Below are 20,859 nucleotides of genomic sequence, written 5' to 3'. Positions count from 1 at the left end.
TGGAGACCTCTGTGCCCCACAGCCTCGATCAACTTTTGCCGTCCTTGCAATCCCTGGGCATCTGGACCTACTGGTTTCTCGCGGCCTGCGCCTTGCTGGAGGCCGTCGTGCTGACAGGGATGATCGCCCCGGGCGCCTTGGCGGTGATCGCGGGTGGCATTCTCGTCCAGCGCGGCGTCATCGACTTTTTCGATCTGGCGTGGTTCGTCGCAGGTGGCACCATCCTTGGCAGCGAAATCAGCTATCGCCTCGGGCGTCTGGCGACCCGCGGCCTGGCCACAAAAGAGGGCGGCGCGCCCAAACTCCCGGGGGCCGCGCAACTGGTGCGCGCGCGCGGCCTGCTGCAACGCTACGGCGGCTTTGCCATGGTTGTGGGGCGGTTTTTGGGGCCACTGTCGGCCTTTGTGCCCTTTGCGGCCGCGATGGCGGGCATGGAGCGACGCCGCTTTACGCTGTGGAATATCGCCAGTGCGCTGCCCTATGCGCTTACCTTGCCGGCTTTGGGATATTTTTTCGGCAGTGCCGCGGCGACCATGGGCGCGGCCACGCCGCGCCTTCTGGCCTTTGGCGGGGCGGTGGCGCTGATCACCGGCGCGCTGTGGCTTTTGGTTTGGCAGGTCCGGCGCAGCCTGCCCCCTCTCATCGCGCTGTGCCGCTCCCTGTGGCACGAGATACGCACCCACCCGCGGGTCGAACAGAGCGTCGCGCGCCATCCCCGCAGCGCCGCCGCCCTCAAAGCGCGCCTGCGCAGCGACCGTTTCAGCGGCCTGCCTGCCACGTTTCTGGCGCTGGTCTTTGCGTATCTCTGCGCCGCCTATGCGGAATCGACCTTTGATTTCGTCACCTCAGCACAGGTCACCGAGACCGATTTGCGCGTGGCCAATGTGTTTTTCGCGCTGCGCAGCCCGCCGCTGATCACGCTCTTTGGAACGATCACCGATTTTGGCAGCTGGCGCATCCTTGTCACGCTGCTGATCGGCATGACCCTGACCCTTGCGCTTTTGCGCCGCCGCGCACTGGTTCTGGGGCTGTGGATCGTGGTGATCGGCAACCAATGCAGTGTCACCTTGCTCAAAATCCTGTTCAACCGCCCGCGCTCGCCCTTGGGGTATTTTGTCGAAACCTCCGGCAGCTTTCCCAGCGGCCATGCCGCCGCCTCGGTCGCGATCTGGGGGATGTTCTTTTATGTGCTGTGGAAAATTCGCGCCCTTAGCGGCACGCTTGCGGGGCTTTTGGCACTGACATTTGCGTTTTTCATCGGCCTGAGCCGCCTGTATCTGGTCGAGCATTACCTCTCGGATGTGCTCAACGGCTATCTTGTGGGCGCGCTTTGGCTGGTGGTCGGCATTGCCCTGTGCGAAGCCCTGTCGCGCCGCCCCCGCGTTAAAAGCCCCCAAGCGCAGCCTCTGTCGCTGCGCGCCCTCAGCCCGTTTGCGCTGGCCATCTGCGCCGCCGTGAGCCTCACCGCGCTGCACAAAAGCCCCCTCAACAGCCTGCCGCCCCTCCCCGCGCTCACGCTGAGCGATCCGGCCCAAATCCTGACAGAAAATCGCTGGCCGCAGGCGACCACCACCCTGCTGGGCCGAGCGCGCGCGCCCCTGTCCAGCGTGTTCGCAAGCCCCGATGCCGCCACGCTTGGCGCGGCCCTTGCGACAGCAGGATGGCAGGCAGCCCCGGTGCCCACGCCGCGCCGGCTGGCGCAGGCGCTTTGGGCGCAGTGGACACAACAGCCCCTGCCCGCGCCCTTGGTGGTGCCCCTGTTCTGGCGCGACCTGCCCCAAGATCTGGCCTTTGCCCTGCCGCCCGACCCTGCGAGCGCGCGAAAGCGCTGGCATCTGAGGCTGTGGCAAACGGATGTCATGCTGCCCGACGGACGCGCCCTGTTTGTTGCCAGCCTCACCTTCGAGGACCCGCTTGAGGACGACCCGTCAGACGACCCGGCAAACGCAGTGGCCCAGGCCGCGCCCCAGCCGTCCCCCCAGGCTTTGCCCTTCGCCTTTGCACCCGCAAGTGCCACCACGCGCACGGCGCTGCCTGCCCCTTAGGCGCAGGGCTTGGGGGTTCCTTTTGCGCCAGTTTGGGCTATATCGGCGCGATCCGTTGTCAAAGTGTCCTGACACGCCTCCCCCTTGTCCGATCCTGCCAGAGAGGTCACCGCCATGCCCGTCTCCCCCCGCCCCCTGCAAACGGCAGCCCGTCTGTCCGTGGCTCCGATGATGGATTGGACCGACCGCCATTGCCGCTATTTCCACCGGCTCATGTCGCGCGAGACCCTGCTCTACACGGAGATGGTGACCGCCCCCGCGCTTGTGCGGGGCGGGGCGTTGCATTTGCTGGACCACAGCCCCGAGGAACACCCTCTGGCGTTGCAGCTTGGTGGCTCCGATCCGCAGGAATTGGGCAAAGCCGCCGCCTTGGGCGCTGCTGCGGGCTATGACGAGATCAACCTCAACGTCGGCTGCCCCTCGGATCGCGTCCAATCGGGCTGTTTTGGCGCCGTGCTGATGAAATCGCCCGATCTGGTCGCCGATTGCCTGCACGCGATGCAGGACGCAAGCAGCGTCGAGGTCACGGTGAAATGCCGCATCGGCGTGGATGATCAGGACCCCGCGCAGGTGCTTCCCGCCTTTCTTGAACAGCTGTCCAGAGCCGGTGTCCGCCGCGTGCAAATCCACGCCCGTAAGGCGTGGTTGCAGGGCCTCAGCCCCAAGGAAAACCGCGACATTCCCCCGCTCGACTTTGATCTGGTCCAACAGATGACCCAGAGCTTTCCCGACCTGCATCTGTCAATCAACGGCGGGATCAAAACGCTCGATGAGGCGGAGGCGCAGCTTGCTGCGGGGCTGGACGGGGTGATGGTGGGACGGGCGGCCTATCACCAACCGTGGGACATTCTGGGCACCGCCGATGCGCGCATCTATGGCGCGGCGCAGCCCCCCAAAACCCGCACCCAGATCGTTCACGAAATGGAGCCCTACATCACCGCCCATCTCGCCGCGGGCGGCAAGCTGGCGCAGATCACGCGCCACATGCTCGGGCTGTTTGCCGGTGCGCCCGGAGCGCGCGCCTGGCGGCGGGTGCTGTCGGACAATGCCCATCGCCGCGATGTGGATTTCACCCTTTTGGTGGCGGCTTTGGCGGCGCGCGATGCTGCGGCCCCTGCCGGTGCGCCCTCCCCAAACGCGCGCGTTTAATCGCGCGACGCCCAGCCTTTTTCGCCCGCCGTCATCCACGGATAAGCCGCTTCGGAAAACCGCCGCCCCGCCTCGGTCGCATCGGGCTTGCGCATTGCCACGGCGGCTTTCAGCCCCTCAAGCAGTCCCAAAATCACCGTAGAAGAGGCCGATTGCCCGTCGGGCGCGGGGGGGACAAAGAGGCTGGTTTGTGCCATCGCCGCAAGGGGCGAGGCCATTGTGTCGGTGATGGCGAGCACCGGAATGCCCGCCCCGCGTGCCCATTGTGTGATGCGCAAAGTGTCGGTGTAGTAATGCGGAAAGGCGATGGCGATCACCAGATCCTGCGGGCCGAAATCGAAAATATCGCGGATTGCCCCGATGGACCCGCCGCCGTTGGTCGCTGAGCTTGCCCGACAGCCCACCATCGCCAATTCAATCGCGAAGATGCCGCCCAAATGCGCCGCAAGGTCGAAACCGGCGATGTGAATGCGCGCCGCACCTGTAATCATTGTTACAGCCGCGTCCAGGTCCTGCGCGGATAGCGCGCCCGACGTGCGCTGAAGGCTGGCCACATCCGACGCCAGTGCGGTGCGCATGACCCCCACGGGTTCGTCATGTTCGGCAAGGTCGCGTTCGAAGCGATCAAGGGGGGCAAACAGCTGCTCGAACCCACGGATCAACTCGTTCTTGAAATCGGCGTAGCCCTCGAACCCCAGCGTTGTCGCAAAGCGATTGGCCGTCGCAACCGACACGCCCACAAGGGAAACCGCATCATGGATGCTGAGACGGGCGACTCTGAGCGGCGCGCTGCGCACCAGTTCGGCAAACCGACGCTGGGCTGTTGTCAGCTCGGGATAGGCCTGCTGAATTTTACGGGCGACCAAAGTTTGAGCGGGAAGGCCATAGTGCGCCTGATCCATAGGCATCTCCAAAAGTTCTCGCGGGTCCATCGGCATACTTGGTAACAAATGGCACATTTTAATTGAATTGATGTAACCACAGTCATACGGACCTTCATAGATGTAACCACAGTTACGGGACCTTGACCGCAAATGACACCTTTCTCTGCGCTCTCGCGCCGCAATTTCATGGCAGGCACCTCTGCCCTGCTCGCCGCTTCCGCTGTGCCCGCCCTGTCGCGCGCTCAGGGGGCGCACGCTCAGGGGCTGACCCCCTTGACCACCGCGCTCGGCTGGATTCCCAATGCCGAATATGCCGGACTTTGGGTGGCGCTGGAACGGGGATATTTCGCGCAGGAGGGCATCGAAGGCCTCTACACACCGGGCGGCCCGAATGCGCCGGGGGTTCTGGTGCAACTGGCCGCCGGTCAGGCCGATTTTGCAGGCGGCGACTGGGTGCCGCTGCTGGAAGCGCGCGCAAGGGGCAATGATTTTATCGTGCTCGGCTGCAACTTTCCCACCAGCCCTGCCGCCATCATGTCGATGGGCGATGCCCCCGTGCTGACGCCTGCGGATCTTGTCGGCAAACGCATTCTCAGCCAGTTGCCTGCCGATGCGAACACCCTCAATTTCGTGCTCGACAAAGCGGGAATTGCGGGCGATTTCGAACTCGTGGCGACCGGATTTTCCCCCGAGCCGCTGCTGGCGGGTGACGGCGATGCCTATATGGCCTATGCGACGAACCAGCCGATCACCTTTGAAAACATGGGGTTGGTCGAGGGCAAGGATTTCCACGTCACCCTCTTTAGCGATCTGGGCTACACCGTGCCCGGTGCGCCCATCGTCGCCAGCCGCGCCTTCGTTCAAGAGAACCGCGCCCTTGTCGTGGGGTATCTGCGTGCCCTGCTGCGCGGCTGGATCGAGAACGGCAAAGACCCCGCATTTGGCGCGACCCTGGCTGTGGAAAAATACGGCGCGGATTTCGGCCTCGATCTGGACCAGCAAATCCGTCAGAGCACATTGGGCCAGCCGCTGATCAGCGCAAAAGAGGGCCTTGGCCCGTTCTGGTTCGACCCCGCGCTGGTCGAAAGCGTCATCGCCCCGGTTGCCGCCGCCTCTGGCATCGAGCAGCCGGTTCTCGCGGATGAGCTTGTCGATCTCACGCCGCTCCAAGAGGCGCTTGCCTCTCTTTAAAGCCGCCCGCCCCTTTCCTCTTTGTAGACGCGCCCAACGGAGCGGAGCCCCATGCCCGACATCCCCCAGACCGAGTGCCGCGAGGCCATCGCGCTGCGCGCTGCCGGCAAGGCCTTTGCGCTTGATGATGGCGGCAGCGTTGTCGCGCTCGATGGCATCGACATATCGATCCGCGAAGGGGAATTCGTCGCCATTCTGGGGCCCTCGGGGTGCGGCAAAAGCACTGTTTTGCGCCTGGTTGCCGGTTTGGAAACCGCGACCAGCGGGACGGTGCACATCGAGGGTCGCGCCCCGGCCGAACTTGCGGCGCATCACCGCCTCGGCGTGGCCTTTCAGGACCACGCGCTGCTGCCGTGGCTTTCGGTGTCCGACAATGTGGCCCTGCCCTTTCGCGTGGCGCGCAAACCTGTGGCGCGCGACACGATCGCCCGTCTGATCGCATTGGTCGGCCTGTCGGGCTTTGAAAACGCCCGCCCCAGCCAGCTTTCGGGCGGGATGCGCCAACGGGCGTCGATTGCCCGCGCGCTTGCCCTTGATCCCGATGTCTTGCTGCTGGACGAGCCCTTCGGGGCGCTCGATGCGGTCACGCGCCGCCACATGAATATCGAATTACAACGGATCTGGAGCGCGCGCACCCTGACCACCGTTCTGGTGACCCATTCCGTCGAGGAAGCGCTGTTTCTGGCGGACCGTATCATCGTGATGACGGGGCGGCCGGGGCGGGTTTTGCGCGACGTTGCGGTGCCCTTTGCGCGCCCGCGTACCCCCGAGGCCCTGCGCACCGCGCAGTTTCATGCGATGGTCGACGACCTGACGCGCGCCCTGGAACCGCAGGGTTGATCGGGTGGCGGGCTTGACCTCTCTGCCCACGCGCCTGCGCCGCCTCAAGCGCAGCTGTGCGCAACGCGCCCCTGCGCTGATCGGGATCGGCCTGTTTTGCCTCGCGTGGCAGCTCATCGGGTCCTACCGCCTTGCCGGGCTGACCTGGCCGCCGCTGAGTGTCGTGATTGGCTACCTTGTCGACCCTGACCACCACCGCCTTCTGACCCGCGCGGCCAGCACAACCCTGCGCGCCGTCGCGCTTGGCTATCTGATAGGCGCGGGCATCGGGCTGTTTCTGGCACTTGCGGTGCGGCTGTTTCGCCCCGCGCGCGCCGGTATCGACACCTTTGTCGCGCTGATCCATGTCACGCCGGCCATCGCGCTGGCCCCGGTTTTCATGATCCTGATGCACCGCGATGCCATTCCTGTTGCGATCTGCGCGCTGGCGGTGACCTATCTGATCTATGTCGCCGCGACCTCCGGTCTGGACGGCGCGAAACGCCATCACATCGACCTGTTTGCGGTGATGGGCGCGCGGCCCTGGCAGCGGTTCTGGCTGTTGGAACGGCCCACCGCCCTGCCCGCCATCGCCTCCGGCCTGAAGCTTGCGATCCCTGTGGCCTTCATGGGCACCATCGTGGGCGAATGGTTCGGAGCCGCGCGCGGTCTGGGGCTGTTGATGGTGTCGGGGATGCAGAACTTTCAAATCCCGATGCTCTGGGCCGCGGTGCTGCTGACCACGCTCACCTCGCTCGTGCTCTACGCACTGATGGGTCTGGTCGAGCGCGCGGTAGAAAGGCGGTTCGCATGAACCGTCTTGTGCCCTTTCTCAGCCGCTACTGGGCCGTGCTATTGCTGGTCGTTGTCTGGCATGCCTGGGTCACGCTGGGCGACTTGAATTCCATCGTTTTGCCCGCTCCGCTTCCGGTTCTGGCGGATGTCGTGACCCATCCAGCACTTTACCTCACGAATGCGGCGCAGACCATGGCGACAGCGCTGGCCGGGGTCGCCATCGGTGTCCTTCTCGGTGCTTTTGTGGCCATTCTGGCTTGGGCCTCGCGCCTCTTGGCGGGTCTTCTTACGCCGCTTGGCCTGATCTTTTCGTCCGTGCCCATCGTGGCGCTGATCCCCATTCTGGCGCGCGTGCTGGGCTATGATATCTCGACCGTTGTGGCGATTGTGGCTGTCTCGGCCTTTTTCCCGACCTTCGTGTTCACGGGCGCGGGCCTGCGCGATCTGCCGCGCGCAACAGACGATCTGTTCAAGGTGTTGGGCGCGACGCCTTGGGGGCGGCTGCGCCACCTCGTTCTGCCTGCCACCGTTCCCAACGTCATGATTTCCTTGCGTTTAACCGTGCCAGAAGGCGTCCTTGCCGCAATCCTTGCGGAATTTTTGATGGGGCGCAGCGGGCTTGGTTTCATGTTTCGCGAGGCGGCCAGCCGCTTTGCGATGGAACGCGCGCTTGGCACCTCTTTGGTGGTTACCCTTGCCGCCGTCCTGTTTTTCACCCTTGCACATCGGGCCGAACGCGCCGTGAAGGCGCGTTGGTCGTAAGCGCATCAATCCCCTTGGAGTCCAAGATGATCAACGTCCAACAACCCCCCGACCCCTGGCAGCGCACGACGACCGACCACGGCTTTGCTGCCGATGAGGTGATTTCCGCGCTGCAAAAATGCCTGCGCCGCGGGATGCTTGAAAACGCCATTCTGCTGGGCTGGGAAATGTTTCTCACCAGCCCCGAACTGGAAGAAATGATGTGGTCGCGCCTCTGTGTGATCGCAGTCGAAGATGTGGGCGCGGGCAATGCCCAACTGCCGGTGCTGATCGAGACGCTCTACCAGCAGCACGCCCGCTATCCGCGCCCTGCGGGGGACCGGTTTCTCTTTGCCGCCCATGCCATCCGCCTGATCGCGGGCAGTGAAAAAGACCGCACCTCCGACGATCTGGTGAACTGGGCGCGCCGCTCGGTCGAGCTTGGCGAACGCCTGCCCCAGATCCCCGATGTGGCGCTCGACATGCACACGCGTCAGGGGCAAGAAATGGGCCGCGACTACCGCTTTTTCATGGAGGAAGCCTCCAAGGTGATCCCGGAAATCGCCCACAAGGACCAGACGTGGAAAAACTGGATTCTGGCGGCACTGGATGCGGGGAAATTGACATGAGCACGCCCGAGACCACGCATAAAGTCTATCTTGCCGGACCGGATGTCTTTTTTCGCAACGCCGCCGCGGTGATGCGGCGCAAAGGCGAACTGGCGCTGTCCTACGGGTTCCTGCCCTCCTCTCTGGCCGAAGACAGCGGCGCCCTTGGCGGGGACACGCCCTTTGACTTTGGCATGTCGATCGGCGTTGCGAATGAGAAAATGATGGACAGCAGCGACTTCATCCTCGCCAATCTTACCCCCTTTCGCGGCATCTCTGCCGACATCGGCACCGCCTTCGAGGTCGGCTACATGCGCGCGCAAGGAAAACCCTGTTTTGGCTACACCAACAGCGCGCGCGACTATTTCACCCGCCTGTCGGATGATTTTTACGCAGGGAGCGCCTTTGAAAGCGATGGCGCGCTGACCCGTGCCGCTGACGGTCTGATGATCGAAAACCACGGGATGCGCGACAACCTGATGCTCGACACGGCCATCGCCAAAAGCGGCGGGCGGTTTGTCGCAGGCTCGGTGACGGGGGCAGCGATGGGGGCGCAGATGCTTGAGGATCTGACCGCCTTCGAAGAAGCGCTCGTCGCGGCGCGCGCGTTTTTCGATCACGCCGCCTGATCGCCGCACCGCGCCGATCACCTCCGCAGGCCGCGCCTTTCAAAAGGGGCGGCCTACTGCGCCACCGGCTGGATCAGGCTGGATCCTGCTGGATCAGACCGGATCAGGCTGGCCGAAAACGACATCGGCGGCGGATCGCACCCGCAGGCCGTTCAGGGCGCTCATGCCGTTCAGGCCGGCAGGATTTCGTACCGCAAGGCGACGGCGACCGCTTCGGACATGGTGAGCGCCGAAAGTTTGCGGCGCAGATTGCGGCAGTGCAAATCGACCGTGGGCAGCGAGATATTCAACTGATGCCCGATCCGGTCGCGCCGCAGTCCCGATGCGGCCAGTTCCAAAACCCGGTATTCGCGCGCGGTGAGGGCGGGGAATAGATCACGGGCCTGGCCTGTATCGGGATCGTCCCAGAACACCAAGATCCGCGCGCGTTCCGGCTGAAACGGCAAGACATTGATCTGGATGACGCTCTGCGCGTGGGGGAGGCCTTGCGAAAAGATGGTCGCATCGGGCGCAACGGGGCGGCAGGCGGTCCAGAGCGCCGCATCAAGTGCCGCCGGTGGAGACATCTGGAACCGCTGTTGAGAATCGCAATGCTGGGGATAGCGGTCCAGAAACCGGCGCGCCGTCGCATCGCAAAACACAATACGCGACGCGGGATCGACATCAAGACAGGCCATCGCCAGGGTCTCGGCGGGCGCGCCAAAAGCCGCCCCGGCGGGCAGGGTCACCCTCTGCGTCATGGTCAAACCTCCCAAATTCAAGGGTCATTGATCCAAGGCTAACGCGCTCCCCCCTGCCCAGCGCCCCCCTCAAGGGGGGCAGATTGCAAAAACACGCGCGCGCCGGGGTGCTTTTCCTTGTGTCCTGAACCATTCTGGGAAACCCTTGCAGCGATAAAAACCACGGTCCTTGCGCGCAAACGCCGCGCCGTGACCCCGAGCGGAGACAACACAGGGGCCCCATGGCGCGCTCATCCCAGTTCATCCAGATCCTGTCGAGCGCGCTGAAAACGGCGCCCGTCGCCCTGCCCTCGGAAGAGGCCCTTTTACACCCTCCCCACAGCGAAGCGCAGAGCGCAGGGTTTTTCTATCGCCATTTTGACCAATGCCGCCTGCCCGTGACCCTATATGATCGCGCGGGCAGACGGCAAATCAACGCCGCTGCGGCCGACAGCGACCCGGTGTTCCCCGCGCAGCTGCGCATGCCCGCGCAATCGCTTTCGGGCAGTTCCCTCGTCGTTGTCGAGGACAGGTTGTTCTTTTTGTATGATCGTGTCGAACGCTGGCCCGATGTGCCCGATCCGGTCGCCTTTCTGGCCGTACATCTCGACGCCTCCCATCTGGCCGCGTTGTCGCAGGCGACACCAGGCCTGTCGCTGTCGCAAGCGACACCAGGCCTGTCGCTTGCGCCGTCGGAATATGTGCTGCTGGCCCATCTGTTGAGCGGCAAGGATTTGCAGGCCGCGGCCACGGCGGTGGGGGCAGCCTACGACACGAAACGCAAACAGATCCGCCTTGTGCTGGACAAATTCGGGGCCAAAACCCAAACCGCGCTGCTGCGCGCGCTGACGCTTGAGATCACGGCAGCGGTCCTCGACGAGATTTTACCCCAACACCAGCGCCGTCCGGAAACCGTGCAACTCAAACGCCAATTCGGCCGCGATGTGGTGATAAACCACCTGTCGATCGGCGCGCAGGACGAGGTTGCGATCTGGGAATTTGGCGCTAGGCGCGGGCAGCCGGTCCTGTATTTCCACAGCATGTTGTCCCCCATCCTGTTCGATATCGACATGGTGCGCCGGCTTCAGGCGCAAAATCTTCGCCTGCTTTTGGTGCCACGCCATTTCTCGGGCTTTGCGCGCGACATCGACCCGCAGGTGCGCATGGACCGCTTTTCCAACACGCTGGCCGAGATCGCGGCGTCCCTCAGCGACGCCCCGATCCTTTGTCTGGCCGAAAGCGCAGGGGTGCCCTGGGCCGCCCATTTTGCACATCACCACCCCGCGCAGGTGTCCAAACTTGTGCTCTGCGCCACGCCGCAGCTTTACAAAGCCGTCAAAGCCGATGCCGCACCGACGATTTTCGTCGAAATGTCGCAACGGTTGCGTTCGGATGCGCGGGTGTTGGGGGGGCTGACGCAGGTCTACAACGCCGTCAGCCGCGTTCCGGCCTTTGCCCAAAAGGGGCTGGGCCACATGTTTCGCAAATCCGAGGCCGACACCGCCTGCCTTGCCGCGCTGTTTGCGCGCGCCGCTCTGGCCGACTGGCTGCGCCTCATCGCAAATCACGCAACTCTGGCCTCGATCGACGAGATGATCAGCCTGCAACGCGATTGGCACGCAGACCTGCTGGGCGCGGCGTGTCCGGTGGTCATGCTGCACGGGGTTGAAGATCCGATCAGCCCCTTTGGCGATGCCAAAGCCCTGTCCGAGCGCAGTCCAAACGTCACCTTCGAGCCCGTCGAAAATGCCGGACATCTGGTGCTTAGCCAAGCTGTGGATCGCGTGCTGCCCCATCTGGTCTCTTCGCGCATCGACACCGCCACGCGCAGCTAGAAGCGATAGGCCCAGCCAAGCCGGCACTCTGTCGTTCTGGACGCATAAAGCGCGACATTCGAGGTCTGGACCTTATAGCCGCAAGACAGGGTCGGCGTTGCCCCCATAAGGGAGAGGCGGCTGTCCGACAGCATCCCACCGACCCGATAAACCATGTCACGTCGGGCATAATCGAGGGATGGGAAATCAGTGTCATAGCGGCGCAGGGTTGCACTGGCATCGATCCCCGCACGCAGCGTGTCTGACAGATCAAACCGATAGTCCGCGCGCAGCCCCGCCCCCCAATAGCGGTGGTAGGCCAGCGCGGGGGTGCTGCGCTCGATTGTCGTGCCAAACGCGAGCGCCTGTGACGGTCCAAGGGCCATGTGCCCCCCAAGAGAGAGAGCGCCAAAAGGCCCCGACAGGGCGGGTTTGTCGAGATACGCGCGGGTTTCAAACCGCCCCGACAGCGTGAGCGATGCGCTTTGGGACAGGCGCGTGGACCAGCCTGCGTGCAGGCCCCGTGTCAGCCGGTTGGCGCCGCTTTGCGCGCCCGCGTCGAAACGGACACCCGCGACATGCACCCCTGCGCGCGCGCTGGTCTGGCGGGTCTGCGATGTCACATCCGCAAAAAGCCGCCCGCGCCAGTACCGCAGCTCCTGTGCGCGATACCAGACGCGGCCAAGGTTTGCGCCGATCTCGAGCGATTGCCCTGCGCCAAGAGGCCGACGATACAGCACCTGCGCGCCCGCATCGACTCCGACACCGGAGGTCTGCGCGCCGCCATCTTCGATCGCAAACCGCCCCCAAAGCGTGTCGAAATAGGTCTCGGAGGAGGTGTTCTTGATATTCGAGCTCGGCAAAAACGCCAGCGATGCGGAAAACTGGAACGGGTAGCGCCGCGCAAGCTCGTCCAGCGCCGCAAGATACAGCGCCGCATTTTCCTGTTGCGTTGCATCGCGCAAAAGATGGTGCAAAAACGCCTCGGCGCGGCGCGGCTGTCCCGATTGGGCCCATGCCTGCGCCATCGCAAGCTGCGCGCGCGGATCGCGGGGCGCCAGACGCAGGGCCCGGGAAAAAGCGGTCAGGGATGTGTCGGGGTCGCCTGCGGCCAAAGCCGCCCGCCCCGCGTTCATCAGCTGCGCATGCACCGCCTGCGCACTGCCCGACGGATCGGCCAAGGCGCTCTGGCTCAGGGAGAAAACCATCACGGCCAGCAGCGCGCACAGCCTGCGATACATGCGGTCCAAGCGGCCCATGCGGTCCAAGCGGCGCGACGTGAAAGAGTTCATGCCAGTCCCCCTTTGCGTGAGGGCCGTGACGCAGCACCCCGCGACACGGCCCGTTTGACAGTGCACTCGTTAAAATCGAGGCCGTTGAAATCGAGGCCGTTGAAATCAAGGCGGGGGATCAGTCCTCGATCGCCCCGAAGCCGCCTTCGTAGGTTTCGCTGTCGATCGTCCCCTCCAGGTCGCCGTAAAGCGCAAGTTGACCGTCGTAGTCGTAGAAGGTGCCACTCAGATCCAGATCGACGCTGTGGTCTTCGCCATCGTTGACCGTCCCGATGGCATCGGCGGTCAAAGACGTGCCAGCGGTCGTCCCCGAAATCGCAAGGGAGCCCGAGAGCTCCTCTTCGAGAGCCTGCGTGTCTTCGTCATACAGCCCGAAATTATCCGCCGTCCCCGTCACGGTGCCGCCGGTGAAATCTGCGGTCAGGCTCAGGTCCCCGATGGCTTCGAGCTCCTCGTCGTCGCCAATGTCACTGATGGCCAAAGCCCCCGACAGGTTGGCGGTGCCGCTCATCATGGTCTCGGAAGCGGTGGCAAGGTCCCCATTTTCCGCCGCCGTCACGAGTCCCTCGAGGCTGGCGTATTGATCGGGAAGGTCAACTTCGGACAGATCCCCCACAGAGGACCCTCCGCAAGCCGCCAAAGAAAGAGAGGCCGCCGAACAGGCCGCCAGTGCAAAAATCCGCATGTCATGTCTCCTAAACCCTTGCGCGTCATTTCGTTCAGATCCCTTGAGACCCGATGAAATTCAGCCCGCGAACGGGGGGCAAAACAACCTATGAGAACCTATAGGTGCGTTGATTTCATGCGCAAATTTAGTGACCTGTGGCGTCGGTTTCGCAGGGACGATCGGGATTTCGCCCCAAAAGCGGCGCACGCTGCGCTTAGCGCGCAGCAGGGTCAAGCGCCCTGCGAAAGAACTGCGAGGCATAGGCCATTTTACCGAGCTCGCGGGCGGCCTGCATCAAGGCCGCACCATGGGCCTCCATCCGCTCGGGCACAAAGCGCACCGAGGGGCCTGCCACGCTGAGCGTCCCGATGCTTTGATCGGTATCGGGATGGCGGATCGCCGCGGCCATCGCATTCATCCCCGGCATGAAACAATCGACAACCATCGAGAAGCCGCGCGCGCGGGTCTCGGCCAGACGCTGCAACAGATCGCCAGCACCCGTGGGCGCGTTCGGCCCATTCGTGTCAATACGAAACCCCTGTTGCGCCGCACGCATCAGCGCGGCGTCATCGGGCAATGTTGAAAGCCACACAAGCCCGCTTGCAGAGGATGCCAGATGGGCAACCACCCCCTGATCTTCGCCCGGATCGTAGCGCAGGCCCATTGTTGCGCCCTGCGCCACGCCGATCCAGATCAGGTCATTGGTGTCGACCACGCTCAGACGCACGAGTTCATGCGTGGACTGCGCCAGCGCATCCATGACCGGTTGGGCAATATCGACAACCTTGCTGCGGCGCAAAAAGCTCATGCCGATGGCGGCTGCCTTCATGGTCAGCCCGTAGTCACCCTGCGTGCGGTCCTGGGAAACATACCCGCTTTGGACAAGCTGGTTGAGCAAGCGGTGCGTGCCGCTGGCCGGCATGTCCAGATGCTCGGCAATGGCGGAAACCGACAGCCCGTCCGGTGCTGTGCTCAGCAATTCCAAAACGGCAAAGGTGCGCTCGACGACAGACCCCATCGTGTTCCTTTCACGGTCTGCGGCCCCCCCCGGATGGTCGGCGCGGTGGGCGCAGGATGTCCCCCCGGTGCACCTGCGCGCCCGGATCAAGGTGCCGCTAAAATCTATGCGCCAACCATAGAGCGCCGCGATGCAGACACAAGAAGCAGACTTAAGGAAAAGCGCCAAAGGCCCCTGCCCGCCGGCCCCGCCAGCCAGTCGCGCCCGCCGTGAAGGCGGTGCCTCTGCGCAGGGGGCAAAGGCCGGACTGCGGCACAGGTCAGGCTTGGCCGCTGTCCCCCACAGAGGAGGCTGATGCAGTTTCGGCCCTGGCAAACCGCGCCGGCGACATGCCGACCCGTTTGCGAAACGCCGTGCCAAAGGTCGCCGGAGAGCTGTAGCCCACCCGCTCGGCCACCCGCGCGATGGGCACATTGTCGCGCAGCAACCATTTGGCAAGCGCCATCCGCCAGTTCGACAGATGCTCCATCGGTGGCACCCCCACAAGGCGGGTGAAGCGGTCAAAAAAGGCCGAGCGCGACAGCCCCGCCGCGCGGGCAAGCTCGCGCACGGTCCAGGCCTGCGCAGGGGCTTCGTGCATGCCGCGCAGGGCGATGGCAATCTGGTGATCCGCCAAGCCGCGCAGCAGCCCCGTATCGCTTGGCTCGGTGGCCCCGCGCAGACCCTCGATCAGCAAAACCTCCAGCAACCGGTTCAAAATCACCTCCCGCGCGGGGCGATGCGCGCCCGTTTCATCGCGGATCAGCTGCACCAACATCGCTAGCCGCGGATCGGCGCGCACATGCACCAGCCGTGGCAACAAGGACACGAGGATCGGGGCATCGGGCGTCTCGAAAGCACAATAGCCAACGAGGAACCGCGCCGAAGCGGCCCCTGTCGCCGCGCCCAGCCGGAACACGCCCTCGGCCAGTTGCACCGGTTCGCAGGCGACCCGCGCCCCGCCCTGTGCCCGCTCCTGTGCCCCGTCCTGTGCCAGCCCCGCCGCATCGTGCGACATGACAAACTGTTGTGCCTCGGGGATCAGCACGAAATCCCCTGTCTGCACCTCGATCGCCGCCTGCCCCTCGCCTTCAAGGCGGCACTGGCCCTCCAGCATCAGACAATAGAACGGACGCCCCGCCTCGGCGCGATGAACCCGCCACGGCGCATAGGCCACGACCTGTTTCGAAAACACCGCCCGTGGGCGCAGCATGGTGACGATATCGGCCAGAGGATCGAGCATATCGGACCTTTGAGATATTTTTACGGATGAACAACTATAGATCGTCCGAACCGAGCCGTCCATATTGATCAGCGAAGTCACCCTTAAACACCAAGGACCCTTGCTATGCCGCTTCCCTCCCTGATCCCGGACACCGCCCCCCTTCCCCAAGCAACGCCCTACCTGAGCTACACCTTCACGCTAAAGGTTGCCGATCGCCCGCGCCCGATGGAGCTGCGTGTCTGGGCCCCCCAAACGGGCGAGAATCTGCCCGTGATCTTGCTGTCGCACGGCCATGGGGCCTCGAATTACCTGTCGTCGATCCGCGGCTATGGCCCTCTGGCGGAATTCTATGCAGCCCACGGGTTTGTCGTGATCCAGGTGACCCACCTCGATTCCACCACGCTTGCGCTTGCCCCGACAGGGCCGGAAGGGGCGCTGTTCTGGCGGTCCCGCGCGCGCGACATCAGCACGTTAATCGACCGGATCGCCGAGATCGCACAGGCCGTGCCCTTCCTTGGCACGCGGCTGGACAGCACCCGACTGGCGGTTGTGGGGCATTCGCTGGGGGCGCATACGGCAACCCTGCTGTGTGGCGCGCAAATGAGCGATGCGCACGGCGGCGAGGTCGTGGACCTGCGTGAACCCCGCCTGAAAGCTGCCGTGGCCATCGCCCCGCCGGGCAAAGGGTCGGATTTGGGGGGCTGGGCGTCGGAGCATTTTCCCGCCCTCAAAGCCACGCGCTTTGACACCATGACCCAACCCGCGCTCATTGTTGTGGGTGATGCGGATTACACGCCGCTGTTTTCAGCGCGAAAGGATTGGCGCAGCGATGCCTATCATGCGGCACCGGCCCCTAAAACGCTGGCCACACTGTTTGGCGCGCAGCATATTTTTGGCGGAATTTCAGGCTGGGATGCCAGCGAAACCTCCGACGAAAGCCCGCAACGTGTGTCGGATGTGCAGCGCCTGACATGGGCCTATCTGCGCAGCGCGCTCTACCCGGAAGACACCGCCTGGGTCGGGGTCTCCGCCGACATCGCCGCGCGCAACGTCGGTCGGACCGACCAGAAGTAGCCGCCCGAGCGCAGCCACCTGCGCGAATGATCCCGCCGGCACGGCCCACACTTTCCCTTTTGGCGGCTTTGAGCGCCGCCAAAAGCGCCCATAGCAAAAGAAACGGCGCGCGCATGTCGCGCATGAGCAGCCCATCCGGCCGCGTCTTGAAGCCGCCGCGCATAAAAATGGAAACCTATTCAACTTTTAAATATTGTTTTATTTTACCCAGACCTGTTATAGTAGCCCCAAGTCCCCACAGGCAGAGGACCAGGGAGGATCTATACTCATGCGACTGGCGATCATCGGCGGCGGCATCATTGGCCGCACCCATGCAGAGGCGATCCGCGCCTGCCCGACCAGCGATCTGGCGGCCATCGTTGATCCGTTCGAGACGGGCAAAGCCCTGGCGCAAGAATACGGCTGCGCCCATTTTCAATCCCTTGACGATCTCATCGCATGGACCAGCGGACCAGAGGCCGGCGCGCGGGTTGAGGGCGTTATCATCGCCACGCCGAACGCGCTTCATGTGCCCCAAGCGACCCGGATGATCGAAGCGGGCCTGCCCGTTCTTGTCGAAAAGCCGCTGGGCGAGAGCCACGCAAAGTGCACAGCGCTCGTGGCACTGAGCGAAGAGACGGCCGTGCCCGGTCTGGTCGGGCACCATCGTCGCCACAACCCACTTTTGCAAGCGGCGAAAGCCGCCGTTGACAGCGGGGCGTTCGGCCAGTTGGTCAGCGGCACGATTTCTGCCACACTCTACAAAGACAGCCCCTATTTCGATGTGCCCTGGCGCCGCGAAGCCGGGTCCGGTGGCCCGCTGCTGATCAACCTCATCCACGAAATCGACCTTGCGCGCTACCTGTTTGGCGAGATCACCGAAGTCTCGGCCCTGAGCGCCAATGTCCAGCGCGGCTTCGCGGTCGAGGATACCGCCGCTGTCATCTTGCGCTTTCAGGAGGGCGGGCTGATCACCATCGCCCTCACCGATGCGGGCGTCGGGCCGTGGTCTTGGGATACAACCGCGGGCGAGAACCTTGCCCGCTTTCCGGCCATGCCCGCCGTATCGCATATGTTTTCGGGCACGCGTGCGGGCATGAGCCTGCCGGATCTGGCGTTCTGGACCCATGAGGGGGCGCAAAACTGGACCACGCCGCAGGTAAACCGCCCGCGCTCCGTGCAGCCGGCCGATAGCTACATCGAACAAATCCGCCATTTTTGCGCAGTGATCAGCGGCGAGGAGACGCCGCGCATCACGCTTGCCGATGGCGCGCGCAACATCGCGGTGATCGAGGCCATCCAGCGTTCCGTGCAAGACAGATGCCCCGTCATTCTTGACCCCGGCCAAAGCCGCGCCGTGTAAGCACTTGCACGGACCAAGGCATTGATTTCACAAGGCTCCTAGCCCCACCCCGCCCCCCGCGCACAACCGGCGGGGGAACGACCGACCTGTTAGCGATCTGCTCAAAGGGCCCCCATGACACCGCAAACCGCCGCCTCGCAAGAAACCTTCGACCTCATCGTGATCGGCGCAGGCGCAGGCGGGCTTGCTGCCGCCGTGACCGCTGCACGGATGGGGGCCAAGGTCGTGGTGCTGGAAAAAGAGCCCGTCATGGGCGGCACCTCGGCCTGGTCGGGCGGCTGGATTTTCGCGCCGCGCAACGCGCTGGCGCAGCGCGCCGGCATCAATGAGGACATCGATGCCCCGCGCCGCTACCTCAAGGCTGTCACCGGCCCGTTCTTCAAAGCCCAAAAGATCGAGGCATTTTTGACGGCGGCCCCGGAGATGGTGACGTTTTTCGAGGAAAATACCGCCCTGCAATTCGAGGGCGGATTGCACATTCCCGACACCTACGGCCATCAGCCCGGGGCGGGGATGGGCGGGCGCTCGGTGATTGCCAAGCCCTTTGACGCGCGCGAACTGGGTGACAATATCCGCCTCTTGCGCAAACCCCTGCCCGAAACCACCTTCAAGGGCATGACGATCCAATCGGGGCCGGACCTCAAGGCCTTCATGACGATGACACGCTCGCTCCCCGCCTTTGCCCATGTCACAGGCCGCGTTTTGCGCCATTTTCGCGACCTGATGCTGTACGGGCGGGGCATGGATCTGCGCAACGGCGCGGCACTTATCGGGCGGTTGTTGAAATCCGCAACTGAGGCCGGTGTCGATTTGCGCGTCGGTCAATCCGTCGCCACCCTGACCGGCGAGACAGGTCACATCTGTGGCGTGACGCTTCGCGATGGTCGCCGCCTTCTGGCACGGCGCGGCGTTGTGCTGGCTTGCGGCGGCTTTCCCCATGACCCTGTGCGCCGTGCGAAAACCTTTGAGCGCAATAGCGAAAACCTGACCTTGGCGGTGCCTTCGGCAACGGGCGACGGTCTGCGATTGGGCGAGGCCGCCGGCGCGACGCTGGACCTCGACATGGCAAGCCCCACGGCCTATTGCCCGGTGTCCCACGTCACCTGGCCAAACGGTGCCAGCGGGGTGTTCCCCCATATCATCGATCGCGGAAAGCCCGGCGTGATCGGCGTGCTTGCAAACGGAAAACGGTTTTGCAACGAGGGGCATGGCTATCACGACTATGTCACGCAGATGCTCGCCGCGACCCCGCCGCAGGAGGCCGCGCGGTCCTGGCTGATCTGTGACCATCGCTTTGTGCGGCGCTACGGCTTGGGCATTGTGCGGCCTGCGCCAGTGCCAATGGGCTACTGGCTGAAATCCGGCTATCTCAAAACCGCAAAGACCCTTGGCGCACTGGCTGTGGCCTGCGGCATCGATCCGGTCGGACTTGAGACGACGGTGGCCACCTGGAATGCGGGCGCGCGCCAGGGCGAGGATGCGGCGTTCGGGCGTGGCACCACCGCCTATATGCGGCTGCAAGGCGACCCCGAGCAAAAGCCAAATCCCACCGTCGCGCCCCTCGAACGCGCTCCGTTCTATGCGGTAGAGGTTGTCCCGGGCAGTTTTGGTACCTTTGCCGGGCTCACCACCGATGGGCAGGCGCGCGTGCTTGGCACGGATGGGGAGGTGATCACGGGGCTTTATGCGGCAGGCACGGATAACGCGAGCCCCTTTGGCGGCTTCTATCCGGCAGGGGGCATCAACCTTGGACCCGCGATGACCTTCGGCTTTATCGCAGGGCGCCACGCGGCCACCCGCGCTGCGAAGGAATAGACCCCTGAGGTGCCCCTACTTTCCTAGACACCTACCTTTTCCAGTTTGAGCTGTCTTTCTTCGAAGTCAACGGGCGACAGCATGCTGTTGTTCGTGTGCTTGCGCTTTGGGTTGTAGAACATCTCGATGTATTCAAAGACGTCTCGCCGTGCTTCCTCGCGGGTCCGGTATTTCCTGCGTCTGACCTTCTCCCGCTTCAGGAGTTGAAAGAAGCTCTCTGCGACAGCGTTGTCGTGGCAATTGCCCTGATGGCTCATCGAATGTTCCAATCCATGTTCGCGCAGGAAGGCGGCCCATTCACGGCTTGTGAATTGCGCGCCTTGGTCGGAGTGGATCAGCAGGCCTGGCCCGGGCTTTCTCCGCCAGATCGCCATGAGAAGGGCCTGCACAGCGAGTTCTGATGCCTGGCGGGACTGGACAGCTCAGCCGATGACCCCGCGTGAGAACAGATCGATGACAACGCAGAGATACGCAAATCCTTCGCGCGTGCGCAGATAGGTAATATCCGTTGCCCACGCCCGATCCGGAGCATCAACCGCGAATTGGCGATCCAGCGTGTTGTCGACGACGACTGTATGGGGTAATCCCCCCATTTTTAACGGGGTGCATCCGTAGAACTTACGCGGCCATTGCCAGTTTCATTGCGGGTGTGATGCCGCCGATGCCCATGTTGGGGCGGTCGTTGTTGTAAGTCCAGAGCCATTGTGTGGCCTGATCCTGAGCCTCCTCGATGGTTTCGATGATGTATTGGTCCAGCCATTCATGCCTGACGGTGCGGTTGTAGCGCTCGATATAGGCGTTTTGCTGGGGCTGACCGGGTTGGATGTGCTGGATCGTTACACCCTGCTTCTCAGCCCATATTCTGAGCTTCTCGCTGATGTATTCGGGGCCATTGTCCACCCGAATAGTGCCGGGCTTACCGCGCCATTCGATGATGCGGTTCAGGCTGCGAATGACCCGTTCTGCGGGCAACGAGAAGTCAACCTCGATCCCCAGCCCTTCTCGGTTGAAGTCGTCCAGCACGTTCAGCAGCCGGAACTGGCGGCCATCGCC

General features: G+C 63.8%; 19 protein-coding genes and 1 pseudogene. 12 read left to right on the top strand and 8 right to left on the bottom strand.

Annotated features, from left to right (window positions below; all coding sequences use genetic code 11):
* The first annotated feature begins 11 nt into the window (after positions 1-11).
* The gene (locus tag AQS8620_RS11980; RefSeq protein WP_159453238.1) at positions 12-2,045 is read left to right on the top strand and encodes a phosphatase PAP2 family protein; all 2,034 of its coding nucleotides are present in this window, start codon (positions 12-14) and stop codon (positions 2,043-2,045) included.
* Positions 2,046-2,159: 114 nt separating this feature from the next.
* Entirely contained in the window at positions 2,160-3,194 is a 1,035-nt protein-coding gene (dusA, locus tag AQS8620_RS11975; RefSeq protein WP_085837149.1) for a tRNA dihydrouridine(20/20a) synthase DusA, read from the top strand.
* Here the strand turns inward: dusA and AQS8620_RS11970 are convergent.
* Positions 3,191-4,096, bottom strand: a complete 906-nt coding sequence (locus tag AQS8620_RS11970; RefSeq protein ID WP_200809625.1) for a MurR/RpiR family transcriptional regulator — start codon at positions 4,094-4,096, stop codon at positions 3,191-3,193. The genes dusA and AQS8620_RS11970 overlap by 4 nt on opposite strands.
* Positions 4,097-4,228: 132 nt before the next feature.
* Between AQS8620_RS11970 and AQS8620_RS11965 the strand changes: the two genes are divergently transcribed.
* Genes AQS8620_RS11965 through AQS8620_RS11940 form a run of 6 tightly spaced genes read left to right on the top strand, consistent with a single transcriptional unit; the run spans position 4,229 to position 8,861 of the window.
* Complete coding sequence (locus AQS8620_RS11965; RefSeq protein ID WP_085837147.1) at positions 4,229-5,269, top strand: ABC transporter substrate-binding protein; 1,041 nt, start codon at positions 4,229-4,231, stop codon at positions 5,267-5,269.
* 51 nt (positions 5,270-5,320) lie between these two features.
* Positions 5,321-6,109, top strand: coding sequence for an ABC transporter ATP-binding protein (locus AQS8620_RS11960; RefSeq protein WP_085837146.1), 789 nt, complete (start codon positions 5,321-5,323; stop codon positions 6,107-6,109).
* Between the two features lie 13 nt (positions 6,110-6,122).
* Entirely contained in the window at positions 6,123-6,902 is a 780-nt protein-coding gene (locus AQS8620_RS11955) for an ABC transporter permease (protein WP_234990473.1), read from the top strand.
* Positions 6,899-7,645, top strand: a complete 747-nt coding sequence (locus tag AQS8620_RS11950; RefSeq protein ID WP_234990472.1) for an ABC transporter permease — start codon at positions 6,899-6,901, stop codon at positions 7,643-7,645. Before AQS8620_RS11955 ends, AQS8620_RS11950 begins: the two co-directional genes overlap by 4 nt.
* Before the next feature lie 26 nt (positions 7,646-7,671).
* The gene (locus AQS8620_RS11945; RefSeq protein ID WP_085837145.1) at positions 7,672-8,253 is read left to right on the top strand and encodes an AAA family ATPase; all 582 of its coding nucleotides are present in this window, start codon (positions 7,672-7,674) and stop codon (positions 8,251-8,253) included.
* The gene (locus tag AQS8620_RS11940; protein ID WP_085837144.1) at positions 8,250-8,861 is read left to right on the top strand and encodes a nucleoside 2-deoxyribosyltransferase; all 612 of its coding nucleotides are present in this window, start codon (positions 8,250-8,252) and stop codon (positions 8,859-8,861) included. Before AQS8620_RS11945 ends, AQS8620_RS11940 begins: the two co-directional genes overlap by 4 nt.
* A 170-nt stretch (positions 8,862-9,031) precedes the next feature.
* Here AQS8620_RS11940 and AQS8620_RS11935 read toward each other — a convergent pair whose 3' ends face one another.
* Complete coding sequence (locus AQS8620_RS11935; RefSeq protein WP_085837143.1) at positions 9,032-9,601, bottom strand: helix-turn-helix transcriptional regulator; 570 nt, start codon at positions 9,599-9,601, stop codon at positions 9,032-9,034.
* Positions 9,602-9,822: 221 nt separating this feature from the next.
* Here AQS8620_RS11935 and AQS8620_RS11930 point away from each other — a divergent pair, with 221 nt between their 5' ends.
* The gene (locus AQS8620_RS11930) at positions 9,823-11,415 is read left to right on the top strand and encodes an alpha/beta fold hydrolase (RefSeq protein ID WP_085837142.1); all 1,593 of its coding nucleotides are present in this window, start codon (positions 9,823-9,825) and stop codon (positions 11,413-11,415) included.
* Here the strand turns inward: AQS8620_RS11930 and AQS8620_RS11925 are convergent.
* From AQS8620_RS11925 to AQS8620_RS11910, 4 genes are all read right to left on the bottom strand, one after another.
* Entirely contained in the window at positions 11,412-12,686 is a 1,275-nt protein-coding gene (locus AQS8620_RS11925; RefSeq protein ID WP_085837141.1) for a porin family protein, read from the bottom strand. The genes AQS8620_RS11930 and AQS8620_RS11925 overlap by 4 nt on opposite strands.
* Before the next feature lie 118 nt (positions 12,687-12,804).
* Complete coding sequence (locus AQS8620_RS11920) at positions 12,805-13,371, bottom strand: hypothetical protein (RefSeq protein WP_085837140.1); 567 nt, start codon at positions 13,369-13,371, stop codon at positions 12,805-12,807.
* A 196-nt stretch (positions 13,372-13,567) separates the two neighbouring features.
* The gene (locus AQS8620_RS11915; RefSeq protein WP_085837139.1) at positions 13,568-14,371 is read right to left on the bottom strand and encodes an IclR family transcriptional regulator; all 804 of its coding nucleotides are present in this window, start codon (positions 14,369-14,371) and stop codon (positions 13,568-13,570) included.
* 259 nt (positions 14,372-14,630) lie between these two features.
* Positions 14,631-15,593 (bottom strand): AraC family transcriptional regulator, encoded by a 963-nt coding sequence (locus tag AQS8620_RS11910; protein WP_085837138.1) that lies wholly within the window; start codon positions 15,591-15,593, stop codon positions 14,631-14,633.
* A 105-nt stretch (positions 15,594-15,698) separates the two neighbouring features.
* On the opposite strand from AQS8620_RS11910, the gene AQS8620_RS11905 reads away from it, so the two are divergent.
* The 3 genes from AQS8620_RS11905 to AQS8620_RS11895 all read left to right on the top strand — a co-directional run bounded on the left by AQS8620_RS11905 (position 15,699) and on the right by AQS8620_RS11895 (position 19,806).
* Positions 15,699-16,649 (top strand): alpha/beta hydrolase family protein, encoded by a 951-nt coding sequence (locus tag AQS8620_RS11905; protein WP_085837137.1) that lies wholly within the window; start codon positions 15,699-15,701, stop codon positions 16,647-16,649.
* A gap of 268 nt (positions 16,650-16,917) precedes the next feature.
* A complete protein-coding gene (locus AQS8620_RS11900) occupies positions 16,918-17,991 on the top strand; it encodes a Gfo/Idh/MocA family protein (RefSeq protein WP_085837136.1) in 1,074 nt (357 codons plus the stop codon).
* A gap of 114 nt (positions 17,992-18,105) precedes the next feature.
* The gene (locus tag AQS8620_RS11895; RefSeq protein WP_085837135.1) at positions 18,106-19,806 is read left to right on the top strand and encodes an FAD-dependent oxidoreductase; all 1,701 of its coding nucleotides are present in this window, start codon (positions 18,106-18,108) and stop codon (positions 19,804-19,806) included.
* Between the two features lie 23 nt (positions 19,807-19,829).
* Here the strand turns inward: AQS8620_RS11895 and AQS8620_RS11890 are convergent.
* Positions 19,830-20,420 (bottom strand): annotated as a pseudogene (locus AQS8620_RS11890) (IS3 family transposase); the annotation flags it as partial.
* Positions 20,421-20,424: 4 nt separating this feature from the next.
* A partial coding sequence (locus AQS8620_RS11885) for an integrase core domain-containing protein (protein ID WP_143267511.1) occupies positions 20,425-20,859 on the bottom strand: 435 nt, incomplete at its 5' end.

Origin of the sequence: Aquimixticola soesokkakensis (genome assembly GCF_900172375.1) — a bacterium.
Lineage (GTDB): Bacteria > Pseudomonadota > Alphaproteobacteria > Rhodobacterales > Rhodobacteraceae > Aquimixticola > Aquimixticola soesokkakensis.
This window is presented reverse-complemented; position numbering and strand designations above follow the sequence as displayed.

Coding starts and splice junctions, on each gene's coding strand:
- dusA (WP_085837149.1), top strand. CDS start 2,160: ATGCCCGTCTCCCCCCGCCCCCTGCAAACGGCAGCCCGTCTGTCCGTG.
- AQS8620_RS11970 (WP_200809625.1), bottom strand. CDS start 4,096: ATGGATCAGGCGCACTATGGCCTTCCCGCTCAAACTTTGGTCGCCCGT.
- AQS8620_RS11965 (WP_085837147.1), top strand. CDS start 4,229: ATGACACCTTTCTCTGCGCTCTCGCGCCGCAATTTCATGGCAGGCACC.
- AQS8620_RS11960 (WP_085837146.1), top strand. CDS start 5,321: ATGCCCGACATCCCCCAGACCGAGTGCCGCGAGGCCATCGCGCTGCGC.
- AQS8620_RS11950 (WP_234990472.1), top strand. CDS start 6,899: ATGAACCGTCTTGTGCCCTTTCTCAGCCGCTACTGGGCCGTGCTATTG.
- AQS8620_RS11945 (WP_085837145.1), top strand. CDS start 7,672: ATGATCAACGTCCAACAACCCCCCGACCCCTGGCAGCGCACGACGACC.
- AQS8620_RS11940 (WP_085837144.1), top strand. CDS start 8,250: ATGAGCACGCCCGAGACCACGCATAAAGTCTATCTTGCCGGACCGGAT.
- AQS8620_RS11935 (WP_085837143.1), bottom strand. CDS start 9,601: ATGACGCAGAGGGTGACCCTGCCCGCCGGGGCGGCTTTTGGCGCGCCC.
- AQS8620_RS11930 (WP_085837142.1), top strand. CDS start 9,823: ATGGCGCGCTCATCCCAGTTCATCCAGATCCTGTCGAGCGCGCTGAAA.
- AQS8620_RS11925 (WP_085837141.1), bottom strand. CDS start 12,686: ATGAACTCTTTCACGTCGCGCCGCTTGGACCGCATGGGCCGCTTGGAC.
- AQS8620_RS11920 (WP_085837140.1), bottom strand. CDS start 13,371: ATGCGGATTTTTGCACTGGCGGCCTGTTCGGCGGCCTCTCTTTCTTTG.
- AQS8620_RS11915 (WP_085837139.1), bottom strand. CDS start 14,371: ATGGGGTCTGTCGTCGAGCGCACCTTTGCCGTTTTGGAATTGCTGAGC.
- AQS8620_RS11910 (WP_085837138.1), bottom strand. CDS start 15,593: ATGCTCGATCCTCTGGCCGATATCGTCACCATGCTGCGCCCACGGGCG.
- AQS8620_RS11905 (WP_085837137.1), top strand. CDS start 15,699: ATGCCGCTTCCCTCCCTGATCCCGGACACCGCCCCCCTTCCCCAAGCA.
- AQS8620_RS11900 (WP_085837136.1), top strand. CDS start 16,918: ATGCGACTGGCGATCATCGGCGGCGGCATCATTGGCCGCACCCATGCA.
- AQS8620_RS11895 (WP_085837135.1), top strand. CDS start 18,106: ATGACACCGCAAACCGCCGCCTCGCAAGAAACCTTCGACCTCATCGTG.